General features: G+C 69.5%; 13 protein-coding genes. 8 read left to right on the top strand and 5 right to left on the bottom strand.

Annotated elements, in window-relative coordinates; all coding sequences use genetic code 11:
• Window positions 1-83: 83 nt before the first annotated feature.
• Window positions 84-689, bottom strand: coding sequence for a PadR family transcriptional regulator (locus tag NQ152_RS14160; RefSeq protein WP_257524602.1), 606 nt, complete (start codon window positions 687-689; stop codon window positions 84-86).
• A 250-nt stretch (window positions 690-939) separates the two neighbouring features.
• Between NQ152_RS14160 and secA the strand changes: the two genes are divergently transcribed.
• The 3 genes from secA (at window position 940) to NQ152_RS14175 (ending at window position 5,604) form a co-directional block, all read left to right on the top strand.
• Window positions 940-3,747 carry a preprotein translocase subunit SecA gene (gene secA / locus NQ152_RS14165; protein ID WP_257502877.1) on the top strand — a complete coding sequence of 936 codons (2,808 nt, stop codon included), beginning with the start codon at window positions 940-942 and terminating at the stop codon, window positions 3,745-3,747.
• A 138-nt stretch (window positions 3,748-3,885) separates the two neighbouring features.
• The gene (locus NQ152_RS14170; protein ID WP_257502876.1) at window positions 3,886-5,112 is read left to right on the top strand and encodes a pyridoxal phosphate-dependent aminotransferase; all 1,227 of its coding nucleotides are present in this window, start codon (window positions 3,886-3,888) and stop codon (window positions 5,110-5,112) included.
• Window positions 5,113-5,256: 144 nt separating this feature from the next.
• Window positions 5,257-5,604: a hypothetical protein gene (locus NQ152_RS14175; RefSeq protein ID WP_257502875.1), complete on the top strand. Its 348-nt coding sequence runs from the start codon at window positions 5,257-5,259 to the stop codon at window positions 5,602-5,604.
• 57 nt (window positions 5,605-5,661) lie between these two features.
• Here the strand turns inward: NQ152_RS14175 and NQ152_RS14180 are convergent, their stop codons facing one another.
• Window positions 5,662-6,102, bottom strand: a complete 441-nt coding sequence (locus tag NQ152_RS14180; protein ID WP_257502874.1) for an Rv3235 family protein — start codon at window positions 6,100-6,102, stop codon at window positions 5,662-5,664.
• Window positions 6,103-6,230: 128 nt separating this feature from the next.
• Here NQ152_RS14180 and NQ152_RS14185 point away from each other — a divergent pair, with 128 nt between their 5' ends.
• Complete coding sequence (locus NQ152_RS14185) at window positions 6,231-6,830, top strand: hypothetical protein (RefSeq protein WP_257502873.1); 600 nt, start codon at window positions 6,231-6,233, stop codon at window positions 6,828-6,830.
• Between the two features lie 67 nt (window positions 6,831-6,897).
• Here NQ152_RS14185 and NQ152_RS14190 read toward each other — a convergent pair whose 3' ends face one another.
• A complete protein-coding gene (locus NQ152_RS14190) occupies window positions 6,898-7,179 on the bottom strand; it encodes a helix-turn-helix domain-containing protein (RefSeq protein WP_257502872.1) in 282 nt (93 codons plus the stop codon).
• Window positions 7,180-7,277: 98 nt separating this feature from the next.
• On the opposite strand from NQ152_RS14190, the gene NQ152_RS14195 reads away from it, so the two are divergent.
• From NQ152_RS14195 to NQ152_RS14205, 3 genes are all read left to right on the top strand, one after another.
• Window positions 7,278-7,907: an SAF domain-containing protein gene (locus NQ152_RS14195; RefSeq protein WP_257502871.1), complete on the top strand. Its 630-nt coding sequence runs from the start codon at window positions 7,278-7,280 to the stop codon at window positions 7,905-7,907.
• Complete coding sequence (locus NQ152_RS14200; RefSeq protein ID WP_257524469.1) at window positions 7,904-9,193, top strand: P-loop NTPase; 1,290 nt, start codon at window positions 7,904-7,906, stop codon at window positions 9,191-9,193. Before NQ152_RS14195 ends, NQ152_RS14200 begins: the two co-directional genes overlap by 4 nt.
• Window positions 9,194-9,261: 68 nt before the next feature.
• Window positions 9,262-10,749 (top strand): sensor histidine kinase, encoded by a 1,488-nt coding sequence (locus NQ152_RS14205; RefSeq protein WP_257502869.1) that lies wholly within the window; start codon window positions 9,262-9,264, stop codon window positions 10,747-10,749.
• 334 nt (window positions 10,750-11,083) lie between these two features.
• Here the strand turns inward: NQ152_RS14205 and NQ152_RS14210 are convergent, their stop codons facing one another.
• Window positions 11,084-11,332 (bottom strand): WhiB family transcriptional regulator, encoded by a 249-nt coding sequence (locus NQ152_RS14210; RefSeq protein WP_019182239.1) that lies wholly within the window; start codon window positions 11,330-11,332, stop codon window positions 11,084-11,086.
• 248 nt (window positions 11,333-11,580) lie between these two features.
• Between NQ152_RS14210 and NQ152_RS14215 the strand changes: the two genes are divergently transcribed.
• Window positions 11,581-11,976 (top strand): histidine kinase, encoded by a 396-nt coding sequence (locus NQ152_RS14215; protein ID WP_257524470.1) that lies wholly within the window; start codon window positions 11,581-11,583, stop codon window positions 11,974-11,976.
• A gap of 7 nt (window positions 11,977-11,983) precedes the next feature.
• Here the strand turns inward: NQ152_RS14215 and bcp are convergent, their stop codons facing one another.
• The gene (bcp, locus tag NQ152_RS14220; RefSeq protein ID WP_257524471.1) at window positions 11,984-12,460 is read right to left on the bottom strand and encodes a thioredoxin-dependent thiol peroxidase; all 477 of its coding nucleotides are present in this window, start codon (window positions 12,458-12,460) and stop codon (window positions 11,984-11,986) included.
• Window positions 12,461-12,466 lie beyond the last annotated feature (6 nt).

Consider the following 12,466-nt stretch of genomic DNA (forward strand, 5'->3'; position numbering starts at 1 on the left):
CGGAGACATCGTCTGTTGACACAGTTAAGGGTAAGGCGTCCGCCTGAGAGCTCACACCGCACCCACCACCGGGGCGATGCGGCTCAGGCGATCGCGACCGTCTCGACGCGCGCCGGGCGCCCCCGCTTGGGACGCTCGCTGGCCAGTGCGAGCGGCGTCGCGGCTTCCGGATGCCGGGACAGCAGGCGCTGGGTCTCCTCCAGCCACCGCAGCTCTGCTTCGGCGTGCGCGATCCCGGCCTCGGCGATCAGCGTGCGGCCCAGCTCCTGCGGACCGGGCAGCGACGCAGCCGCGCGTGCGACCCGGGTCAGCTCGTCCAGCTGCGCCCGGGAGGCCCGCTGCTGCGCGCGGATGATGCCCGCGACGTCCACCCCCGGCAGGCTGGTCGCGACGGCGAGCTTGGTCGCCAGTTCGTCGCGGGCACCCTGACTCCGCTCGACCGGGGCGGCCAGCCATGACGCCACCGCGGCGGAGCCGGCATCCGTGATGGCGTAGTACACGTGCCCGTGGCTGTCGGTCTCCCCCTTCTGGACGAACCCGTCGCGCTCGAGCCGGTCCAGGGTGTTGTAGATCTGCCCGACATTCAGCGGCCGGCTGGAACCGGTCCGCCGCTCGAACTCCGCCCGCAGCTGGTACCCGTAGCAGGGACCTTGGTCGAGGATGGCCAGCAGGCTCTGCCGCACCGACATGGGAACTCCCGCTTCTGTCTGCACGCCCGTTGCATGCATACCCGGTATGTAGTCACGGAGTATATGCATACCGGGAAAGCACCGCGGGATGCCGGGATCCCGCGTGTCGGTCGCCGCGCGCGCCGCATGCGCTCTCAGTCACAGGGCACTCCAAGGTCACAGGCGGATAACATGACTGGGTATGCCTGTGCGCTCAGCGTCGGGCGGCAAAGGCGCGGATCGCGCCGCACCTGACAGATGGAGATGCTTCGTGGCCAACGCTCTCGAGAAACTGCTTCGTGCCGGGGAGGGACGCATCCTCCGGCGCCTCAAGCAGGTCGTGAAGGCGGTCAACGCCCTCGAAGAGGACTACGCGCACTTGACCGACGATGAGCTGCGCGGTGAGACCGCAGAGCTGCGCGCCCGCTTCGAGGCCGGTGCCACCCTGGACCAGCTGATGCCGGAGGCCTTCGCCGCGGTGCGCGAGGCGTCCAAGCGCACCCTGGGCCAGCGGCCGTACGACGTGCAGATCATGGGCGGCGCGGCGCTTCATCTGGGCAACATCGCCGAGATGAAGACCGGTGAGGGCAAGACGCTGACCGCGGTCTTCCCGGTGTATCTGAACGCGATCGCCGGCAAGGGCGTGCACGTGATCACCGTCAACGACTACCTGGCGTCCTACCAGTCCGAGCTGATGGGGCGCATCTACCGGGCGCTCGGGATGACCACCGGCACCATCGTCGCCGGTCAGACCCCGGACATCCGCCGTCAGCAGTACGAGGCGGACATCACCTACGGCACCAACAACGAGTTCGGGTTCGACTACCTGCGCGACAACATGGCGTGGCGCAAAGAAGACCTGGTCCAGCGGGGGCACTACTTCGCGATCGTCGACGAGGTCGACTCGATCCTCATCGACGAGGCCCGTACTCCGCTGATCATCTCGGGGCCGTCCTCGGGCGAGGCGAACCGGTGGTTCGTGGAGTTCGCGAAGATCGCCAAGACCCTCGAGGCGGGCGTCGACTACGAGGTCGATGAGAAGAAGCGCACCATCGGCGTGCTCGAGCCCGGCATCGAGAAGGTCGAGGACTACCTCGGCATCGACAACCTGTACGAGTCGGCGAACACCCCCCTCATCTCGTTCCTGAACAACTCGATCAAGGCCCTCGCCCTGTTCAAGCGCGACACGGACTACGTCGTGATGAACGACGAGGTGATGATCGTCGACGAGCACACCGGCCGCATCCTGGTCGGGCGGCGCTACAACGAGGGCATCCACCAGGCCATCGAGGCCAAGGAGGGCGTGCCGGTCAAGGCCGAGAACCAGACTCTGGCGACCGTGACGCTGCAGAACTACTTCCGCCTGTACGAGAAGCTCGCCGGGATGACCGGTACCGCCGAGACCGAGGCGGCGGAGTTCATGTCCACCTACCAGCTCGGCGTGGTCCCCATCCCGACGAACAAGCCGATGATCCGCAAGGATCAGTCCGACCTGGTGTACAAGAACGAGCAGGCCAAGTTCGATCAGGTCGTCGAGGACATCGTCAAGCGCCACGAGACCGGTCAGCCCGTCCTGGTCGGCACGGTGAGTGTCGAAAAGAGCGAGTACCTGTCCCGGCTGCTGGCGAAGAAGGGCATCAAGCACGAGGTCCTCAACGCCAAGAACCACGCCCGCGAGGCGGAGATCGTCGCCCGCGCGGGACGCCTGGGCGCGGTCACCGTCGCGACCAACATGGCCGGCCGTGGCACCGACATCATGCTGGGCGGCAACGCCGAATTCCTCGCCGTCCAGGAGATGAAGGCCAAGGGCCTGGACCCGGTCGAGACGCCGGAGGAGTACGAGGCGGAGTGGGATGCCGTGTACGAGGGCACCCGCGAGCACGTCGCCGAGGAGGCGACCAAGGTGGTGGAGGCGGGCGGCCTGTACGTGCTGGGCACCGAGCGTCACGAGTCGCGCCGCATCGACAACCAGCTGCGTGGACGTTCCGGCCGCCAGGGCGACCCGGGGGAGAGCCGCTTCTACCTGTCGCTGACGGATGACCTGATGCGCCTGTTCCAGTCCGGTGCGGCCGAGGCGATCCTCGCGCGCACGAATTTCCCGGACGACGTGGCCATCGAATCGACCATGGTCTCGCGCGCCATCAAGAGCGCGCAGTCTCAGGTCGAAGGGCGCAACGCCGAGATCCGCAAGAACGTCCTCAAGTACGACGACGTCCTGAACCGTCAGCGCGAGGCGATCTACTCCGACCGCCGGCACATCCTCGAGGGCGATGACATCGCCGATCGCGTGCAGCACTTCATCGAGGATGCGATCAACGCCGTGATCGACGATCACACCTCCAGTGGACACACCGAGAGCTGGGACTTCGATGCCCTCTGGACCGAGCTGAAGACGCTCTACCCGGTGGGTGTCACGATCGACGAGGTCGTCTCCGAGGCGGGCACCAAGGGTCGCATCACACCCGAAGGGCTCAAACGCGAGATCCTCTCCGACGCGAAGATCGCGTACAGCAAGCGCGAGGAGACCCTCGGCACGGCCGCAACCCGCGAGCTGGAGCGACGCGTCGTGCTGCAGGTGCTGGATCGCCGCTGGCGTGACCACCTCTACGAGATGGATTACCTCAAGGACGGCATCGGCCTGCGCGCCATGGCGCAGCGCGACCCGCTGATCGAGTACCAGCGCGAGGGCTACCAGATGTTCCAGTCCATGATGGGGCAGATCAAGGAGGAGACGGTCGGGTACCTCTACAACCTCGAAGTAGAGGTGCGTCGTCCCGCCGAAGGCGACGGCGAGGCTGCCGAGGTGCAGGCCAAGGGGCTCGCGATCGTTCCGGTCGAAGGCCAGCGCCTGGAGTACTCCGCGGCCAACGACGCCGGCGAGGTCGAGGTCCGCAACGACCGCGGTCAGGTGCAGCAGGCTGCCACCAACCGTCTTCGTCAGGCCGCGGCATCCGCTGCCCCCGCCGCAGCACCCGTGAAGGAAGCTCCGCGTGGAGCGTTCGGGCAGCGCACGGATGCCGCACCGGCGGCCGCGCCGCAGAACCGGGCGCAGCGCCGCGCGGTCGACAAGAAGAAGTGAGGGCCGCGGGCCAATCCTGACCCGCTGGCCCTCTCGGACGTGGCGGTGGGCCCGCTTTTCGGGCCGGAGCGGCGCTGCCGTGACGCTGTCGATGCGCCGGCGCGCATCGATCCACGTCGCGGCAACTATCCTGAACCGATGAGCCCCCTCCGCCCCCTGGACCAGTCGAGCAAGCTGAAGGACGTTCTCTACGAGATCCGCGGGCAGGCGCTCGTCGAGGCGCATCGCCTCGAGAGCGACGGGCACACCATCCTCAAGCTGAACACCGGTAACCCGGCCGGGTTCGGGTTCGAGGCGCCGTTCCAGATCGTGCGGGACATGATCGAGGCCATCCCGCGCGCGCACGGGTACAGCGACAGCCGCGGCATCATCTCCGCGCGCCGGGCGGTGGTGTACCGCTACGAGCAGCTGGAGACCTTCCCCGCTTTCGGGCCGGACGATGTGTTCCTCGGCAACGGCGTGTCCGAGCTGATCACGATGACCATGCAGGCGCTGCTGGATGAAGGCGACGAGGTGCTCATCCCGGCGCCGGACTACCCGCTCTGGACGGCGATGACCAGCCTCGGCGGCGGCACCCCGCTGCACTACCGCTGCGATGAGCTCAACGGCTGGCAGCCGGACCTGGAGGACATCCGCGCGCAGATCACTCCCCGCACCAAGGCGATCGTGGTGATCAATCCGAACAACCCCACCGGCGCCGTCTACACGCGAGAGGTGCTCGAGGGCATCGCCGCCATCGCGCGGGAGCATTCGCTGCTGCTGCTGTCCGACGAGATCTATGACCGCATCCTCTTCGACGATGCCGAGCACATCCCGATGGCCACCATCGCACCCGACCTGCTGTGCCTGACCTTCAACGGCCTGTCCAAGACCTATCGCGTCGCCGGATACCGCTCGGGCTGGCTGGTCATCACGGGCCCGCAGGATCATGCGGCGGGCTTCCTGGAGGGCATCAACCTGCTCGCCTCCACGCGCCTGTGCCCGAATGTGCCCGCGCAGCACGCCGTCCAGGCGGCACTGTCGGGGGTGCAGTCGATCGACTCGCTCATCGCCCCGACGGGCCGGCTCCACGAGCAGCGGGATGCCGCGTGGCAGGGTCTCGAGGCGATTCCGGGTGTCAGCTGCGTCAAACCGGCGGGCGCGTTGTACGCGTTCCCCCGTTTCGATCCCGAGGTGTACGAGATCCGCGACGACGCCAAGCTCGTCTACGACTTCCTCGTGGCCGAGCACGTCCTGCTGGTCCAGGGGACCGGATTCAACTGGCCCACGCCCGACCACGTCCGCATCGTGACGCTGCCCGAGGCGAGGGTGCTGTCCGAAGCCATCGAACGGCTCGGGAACTTCCTGTCCTCGTACCGGCAGTGACCGGTCCGGGGTAGGGGTTCCGCCGCCGACCTCCGCACAGAAGGCCGTCCGGGCGCGGCTCGCCGATCTGTGTGTGACGAGGGGCGCGGCCGCGGCATCCGTCAAGCCCTTCCGGGGCCGCCGCACGGGTCCTATCGTGACGACATGTCCATCGAACTGAACAAAGCCGCCCTCCGCAACGCCCGCTCGCTCGTCCGCGACGGAAAGGTCGTCCGTGACGAGCGCGACGACTGGTCGGAGGCGGCGCCCACGGCGGACGAGGAGAACGCGTTCATCGAGCGGGAGGGATGGACGGAGTATTCGCACTGGCACCTCGGCGTCGATCACAGCGAGAACGCGGAGACGAAAGGCGCGTACTCGTTCCCCTTCGGCGACTTCCGCAAAGTGCACCGATCCGGTGTGATCGCCGGCGAGAGCCGCGCCGGTCAGTTCGATCACATCGAGATCCGCGACGCCCTGAAGAAGCTGCTGGAGCTCATCGACACGGAGTGATCCGCTCACGGTGCGGAAACCTGGCTGCAGCGACGCCGGATCAGACCCGGAGCCCGGTCAGAGGAGGGCGAGGGACGTGGCCCGCCAGCGTCCGTCCATGCCCTCCAGCCGCAGCGCGACCGCCCGGGTACGCGCGGGACCCTGCACGATCACGACCGCCTCGAGCACACCGTCCGCCGGGGACGAGTGATGCACCGACAGCAGCGCATGCACCGGGCGCTTCGCGGGCACGCCCCGGGCGCTGCGGGCGCGCGCGGCCAGGTTGGCGCGGGTCACCAGCTTGCGGTACGCATCCTCGGTGAGCCAGCGTGCGAGCTGGTCGACCTCGCGCACCCCTGCGAAGACTTCGAGCACCCCGCGCGTGAGGTTGCGCAGGAACGGCTCCGGGGCGGGAAGGTGCGTGGACGGTGTGCGCTGCGGGGCGAAGAACTCCGAGAGCTCGAGCGCACCGACCGGCGCGGAATCTGCGCGGGCGGCCCGCGAGGGCGTCGTTGCCATGAGTGCCAATCTCGACGGGGGGATGTCTTGCGGAAATTAGACCACGAGGCAAGTACCCGGAAGAAGACTCGAAATCCAGCTGTGGAGAACTTCTCATCCAGTCGTGATGATTGCCCTACTCTCGCTGGGTGCGCTGGGATCGCTTCTTCGACGACCTCGAAGGTCAGCTCGCTTCGGAGTGGGAGGCGGAGCGCGCGGCGCTGGACACCGAGGCAGAGCGGCTGCGGCTTTCGCGGGTCATCCTGCGGGAACGGCTGAGTGCGCTCATCGGTCGCAGCCGCGAGACTCCCGCCCCGTCCTTCGAAGTCGCCGACGGCACCGTGCTGGCCGCGGAGGTGACCGGCGTCGGCGCGGACTGGGCGGCGCTGGAAGGCGGTCGCTCCGGCGCTCTGATCGTACCGTTCGGCGCCATCACGGCCATCGGGATGCCGCACGCGGATGTGCTGCGCAGCGCGCGGCCGGCAGCCGGTCCGGTGTCCCTGGCGGAGCGGATGACGCTCGGCTTCGTGCTGCGCGACCTGGTGCGTCGCCGGGTCTGCATCCGGGCGCATCTGGTGCACGGACGAATGCTCGCCGGAACGATCGATCGCGCCGGAGCGGACCACTTCGACATCGCCCTGCACGAGCCGGGAACGCCGCGGCGTGCTACGGATGTCACCGGGCACCGCCTCGTGCCGTTCTCGGCACTGGCCTGGATCCGCCTGGACGCGGGTGCGGCACTGAGCTGACCGACTGCCGCGCGTTCGACGGGCGCTCGCGCGGTGCGACCCGGTCGACGACCGGTGGCCGCGCCCCTCAGTCCGGCGTGCCGACGATCCCGGTGCCCCACAGCTCCGGGAAGCTGGCCTCGTTCGACTGCCGCCACAGCGCCATGCGCCGTGCCTCCTCGGTCTGCGCGTCGAGGTATTCCGCCACGCTGGCCTCTTCGATCCGCCAGCGCGCCGGGGAGCCCACCCGCATTCCGCGCAGACGGCGCTGTTCCACGAGGGCCATGACCTCATCGACCGTTACTCCGAGCACCTCCGCGACCTGTGCCGGAGCCAGCAGGCGCACGTCAGACGTCGGAATCCCGGACATGTCCCCATTATGTGGGCGGGCCGATCCGTGCCGATGGAGCACACGCGCGCTGTGGATAACCGCGGCGGCGATTCGGCGCTCTGCGTCACGATGGTCTCATGACCGCACTCGAGACCGCTCGGCCCCGACCGCGTGCCTTCTGGGGGGACGTGAGGTTCATCCTCGGCATCCTTCTGGTCATCGCCTCGGTCGCGGGTGTCTGGTTCGTCGTGACCGCTGCCCGGCAGACCGCACCGGCGTTCGCGGCCAGTCGCACCATCGTGCCCGGTGAGGCCATCTCCAGCGACGATGTGCGCGTGGTGGAGGTGGCTCTGGGGCAGGTCGGCGATGCGTACCTGTCCCCGGACGTGCTGGCCGACGGGATGGTCGCCACCCGCACCATCGAATCCGGCGAACTCGTTCCGCGCGCCGCGGTCGGGGATGCGGACGGCCTGCGCACCACCAGCCTGGTCCTGCGCAGCGCCGTCGACGTGCCCGCTTCGGTCGACGCCGGAACGGTGGTCGAGGTCTGGGCTGCGCCGCTGCTCGAGCGCGGACGCTACGACGCGCCGCGCATCCTGGTCGCCGACGCGACCGTCGTCTCGGTGACCCGCGATGACTCGATGATCGGTGGCGGTTCGGCCGCGCTGGAGGTCGTCATCCCGCGAGCCGACGTCGCGGCTGCGCTCGCCGCGATGGCGGACGAGTCGGCGCTGTCGGTCGTTCCCACGTCGGGCGCGACGCCGTGAGGGTCATCGTCGCGGTCGACGAGCCGCACGGCAGCGCGCTCGCGGACGGGCTGGAGCACGAGCGCGTCGAGGTCGTCGCGGTGGTCGCGGCATCCGCTCTGTCCCTGGCAGCGGAGGACGGCGCTCGCGGGACCGAAGGTGAGCGGGTCGCCGGAGCCCTCGCCGAGGCCGACGTCGTCGTGCTGGAAGTGTCTCGGGCGTCCCTGACCGCGGCGTGCGTTGCGCTGTGCGATCGCAACGCCGTGCGGATCGCCCCGCTCAGCAAGGGGCCGGCAGATGACCGGATCGCGGCGGCGTTCGGCCTGGAGCAGACGCTGCCGCTGGGGGTGGAGGCGTGGCAGCTGGCGGAGCGGCTCGCCGGCTCACCCCTGCTCGGGACGACGCACCGCCCGAGTCGGCATCGCGATGCGAGTTCAGAGGCGCCGCGGATCATCGCAGTGTGGGGACCCGCCGGCGCGCCCGGACGAACGACGCTTGCCATCGAGCTCTCGGTCGAGCTGGCCCGCGGGGGTCGGCACGTCGGGCTCGTGGATGCCGATTCGCACGCTCCGTCGATCGCGCTCGCGCTCGGGCTGGCCGACGAGGCGCCCGGGTTCGCCGCCGCATGCCGGCAGGCCGAGCTCGGGGGACTGGACGGCGGCGAGCTCACCCGCATCAGCGCACCCATCGGCCACACCGGGGTGGATGTGCTCACCGGCCTGAACCGTCCCTCGCGCTGGCCGGAGCTGAGTGAGTCCCGGGTGGCGACAGCGCTCGGCGCGTGCCGCGAATGGGCGGACCACACCGTCGTCGACATCGCGGCGTCCCTCGAGCGCGACGAGGAGATCATGAGCGACCTGGACGGCCCGCGCCGCAACGCCGCCACGCTGTCCGCGCTGCGCAGCGCCGACCTGGTGGTCGCCGTCGCGGCCGCCGACCCGCTGGGTGTCTCCCGGTTCCTGCGCGCCTACCCGGAGCTGCGCGCAGCGATCGGGGCGACACCGGTCGCGGTCGTGGCGAACCGCCTGCGGCCCGGCGCACTCGGCATCGATGCGCGGGGCCAGGTGCGCCGCACCCTGGATCGCTTCGGCGGCGTGACGGACGTCTGGTTCGTGCCCACGGATACCCGCGCCGCCGATGCCGCGCTTCTGGCGGCGCGTCCGATCGGCGAGGTCGCTCCGCGCTCGCCGATCCCGCTTGCGGTGCGACGGCTCGTCGGTGAGGGTGTCGCTCCCGTTCCGGCGCCGGAACGGCGCATCCGGCGCAGCTCGCGCCGCCGCCTTCCCGCGGTGGCGGCGTCCGCGTAGCCGGCTTCCGGCAGCGTCGCCGTGAGCACGCGACGGTGCCGGAAGCGGCCCGACTCTAAGCTTGAAGGATGTCGACGCTCAGCGATCTCGTCTACGCCCAGGGCCGTTCGAGTGCGGAGGACGTCGAGTGGCTCCACCGCCTCGCCGGGGACGGGCAGCTGCTGGCCGACCTGGCCTTCGCGGACATCGTCTTCTGGGTGCCCACTGAGGACGACTCCTTCGTCGCCGTCGCACACACCCGACCCAGCGGCGCGGCGACCCTCTTCTACCGCGACATCGTCGGGGATCGGGTGCGACCGCAGTGGCGCACCCAGGTGCGGGACGCGTTCCAGGGCACCCGGATCGTCGATTCGGCATCCCCGGACTGGTTCGAGGAGACTCCGACCCGTGTCCGGGCGGTGCCGATCGTCCGCTCGCGGGGAACCGAACCGGCGCTGACGATCGGCGTCCTGACCCGGCACACCAATCTCGGTGAGGCCCGCACGCCGTCGCGGCAGCAGATCACCTTCAACGACTGCGCCGACGACCTGTTCGGCATGATCGGGTCCGGCGAGTTCCCCGACCTGGCGGCGCCCACCGCGCCGCGCCGCGGCGCGCCTCGGGCATCGGACGGGCTGATCCGGCTGGACGTGGACGGCATCACGACGTTCGCGAGCCCGAACGCGCTGTCGGCGTTCAACCGGCTCGGCTTCGACGACGAGCTGGAGGGGGAGTCGCTGATCGAAGTCGTGACGCGGATCATGCCCGGCCGGCGCGAATTCGACGAGTCGCTGCCGGTCGTGGTGACCGGCCGCGCACCGTGGCGGACCGATATCGAAGCGCGTGGCGTCACCGTCTCGCTCCGCACGATCCCGCTGCGCGATCGCGGCACCCGGATCGGAGCGATCATGCTCTGCCGTGATGTGACGGAGATCCGCCACCAGGAGCAGGAGCTGATCACCAAGGACGCGACGATCCGCGAGATCCACCACCGGGTCAAGAACAACCTGCAGACGGTCGCCTCGTTGCTGCGGATCCAGGCTCGCCGCTCGCACAGCGAGGAGGCCCGCGAGGCCCTCACGCAGGCCATGCGCCGCGTGGCGGCGATCGCCGTCGTTCACGACACACTCTCGGAGGGTCTGGCGCAGAACGTCGATTTCGACGAGGTGTTCGCCCGCGTCCTCAAGCTCGTCGCCGAGGTCGCGGCCGCGCCGAACACGCGCGCCCGCACCCACTCCACGGGCCGCTTCGGCACGCTCCCCAGTGCGTATGCGACGCCGCTCGCGCTGGCGTTGACCGAACTGGTCACCAACGCCGTGGAGCACGGGCTCGCCGGGAAGGAAGGCGATGTGGAGATCGTCACCGAACGCACCGAGGAGCGCCTCGAGGTGCGTGTGCGCGACAGCGGGTCGGGCCTGCCCGAGGGGCAGGTCGGGCAGGGCCTGGGCACGCAGATCGTCCGCACCCTCATCCAGGGGGAGCTCGGCGGCACCATCGACTGGCACACGCTTGTGGGCAGCGGCACCGAGGTCACGATCGACATCCCGATGCGCTACATCGAGCGCGACAATTCGTAGCTCAGGACCCGGCTGCAGGGCCCAGTAGCCGGCTGCCGATCAGCAGCCGGCTGCCGTCCGTCGCAGCGCCCTTGCCCGCCCTGCCGGTCGCCGGAACTCCGCATCCGCCCTTTCGCGTCCCACTTGTGCATGCTCTGTGCGGCGTGTCGCATGCCGAAGTGGGACACGACCGAGGGGCACCGGACCGACGGGGGGAGGCGGGCCGTCGAAGGACAGGGGAGGCGGGGAGTCGACGAGGGAGGCGCCGAGGACGATGGAGGCGCGAGCGGGCGCTTCTGTGCGGCGCAGGCGCTTCTGCGCGGCTGCGAGCGCGGGGGTGTGGAGGGGACCGCTGTCAGGAGGCGCGACGAGCGCGAGCGGCGCGGCGCTTGAGGGCACGGCGCTCATCCTCGGAGAGCCCGCCCCACACGCCGGAGTCCTGCCCGGATTCCAGGGCGTATTGCAGGCAGATCTCCGTCACGGTGCAACGTGCGCAGACGGATTTGGCCTTCTCGATCTGATCGACAGCAGGGCCGGTGTTCCCTACGGGGAAAAACAGCTCGGGGTCGACGGTCAGGCAGGCAGCCTTATCGCGCCAGTCCATGGGAATGCTCCTTGTGACGGTGATGGGGTGTTACAGAGCCCGGATTCGGGTCCGCTACCCTGTGGGGATGTGCGAGAGATGTCTCGCCCCACCTCGCTGTGGGAGCACACTGCTCTAACAATGGTCCCACAGCGGTCTGCGCGAATCAAGGGTTCAGCGGCACGTTAAGTACCGTTTTGCTGAGGATCCGCCGCATGGTGTAGAGGGTTTCGACAAAGCCGTGACGGCTGACAAGAGGGTTCTGATCAATGCGTACACACACGGTGGACCGGCTCGCGGCGGTCGTGCTGGGACTCGAAGGACTCGCGGTGGCAGCGCTGGTGGGCTGGCAGATCTGGGCGCTCGCCGCCGGTGACACCGGCGCGGTGGAGACCGCCATCGCGTTGCTGGTCCTCACCGCCGTCGGCGCGGCAGCAGTGCTGGCTTTCGCGGTGGCCACCTGGCGGGGGCAGTCATGGGGCCGCTCCGGTGGAGTGGTCACGCAGCTGCTCATCCTGGCCGTCGCGCTGGGCGCGGTGACCGGCGCCTACTCGTCTGCTGCCACCGGGCTCGCCCTCGCCGTCCCCGGGCTGGTCGCGCTCGTTCTGCTGGTGCTCGCCGTCCGCGCAGCCGGCCGTCGAGCCGGGGGAGCGGCGCCCGAATAGCGAGCGTTCAGCCGTCCAGTCCGACGAGCTTGCGCACGCGCGCGACGTGCCCGGTGGCCTTCACGTTGTACAGAGCCTCCTGGATCCCGCCCTCGGGGTCCAGCACGAACGTCGAGCGGATGACGCCCTGGTAGACCCTGCCGTAATTCTTCTTCTCGCCCCACGCTCCGTACTGGCCCAGAACGGTGTGCTCGGGGTCGCTCAGCAGGTCGTAGGTCAGGCCGTCCCGTTCACGGAAGCGCCGCAGCTTCTCGGGCAGATCGGGCGAGATCCCCAGGACGGTGTAGCCCGCGGCCTTCAACGGCGCGAGGCTGTCACGGAAGTCGCACGCCTCTGTCGTGCAGCCCGGCGTCATGGCCTCGGGGTAGAAGAAGAGCACGACTCCGTGGCCGCGCAGATCGTGCAGGGAGACGCGTTGGTCATCCTGGTTCAGCAGGGTGAAATCGGGGGCGGGGGATCCGGGCTTCAGGACGATGGTGCTCATCCCCCC

The sequence above is a fragment of the Microbacterium sp. zg.B48 genome (genome assembly GCF_024623505.1).
Taxonomy (GTDB): Bacteria; Actinomycetota; Actinomycetes; order Actinomycetales; family Microbacteriaceae; genus Microbacterium.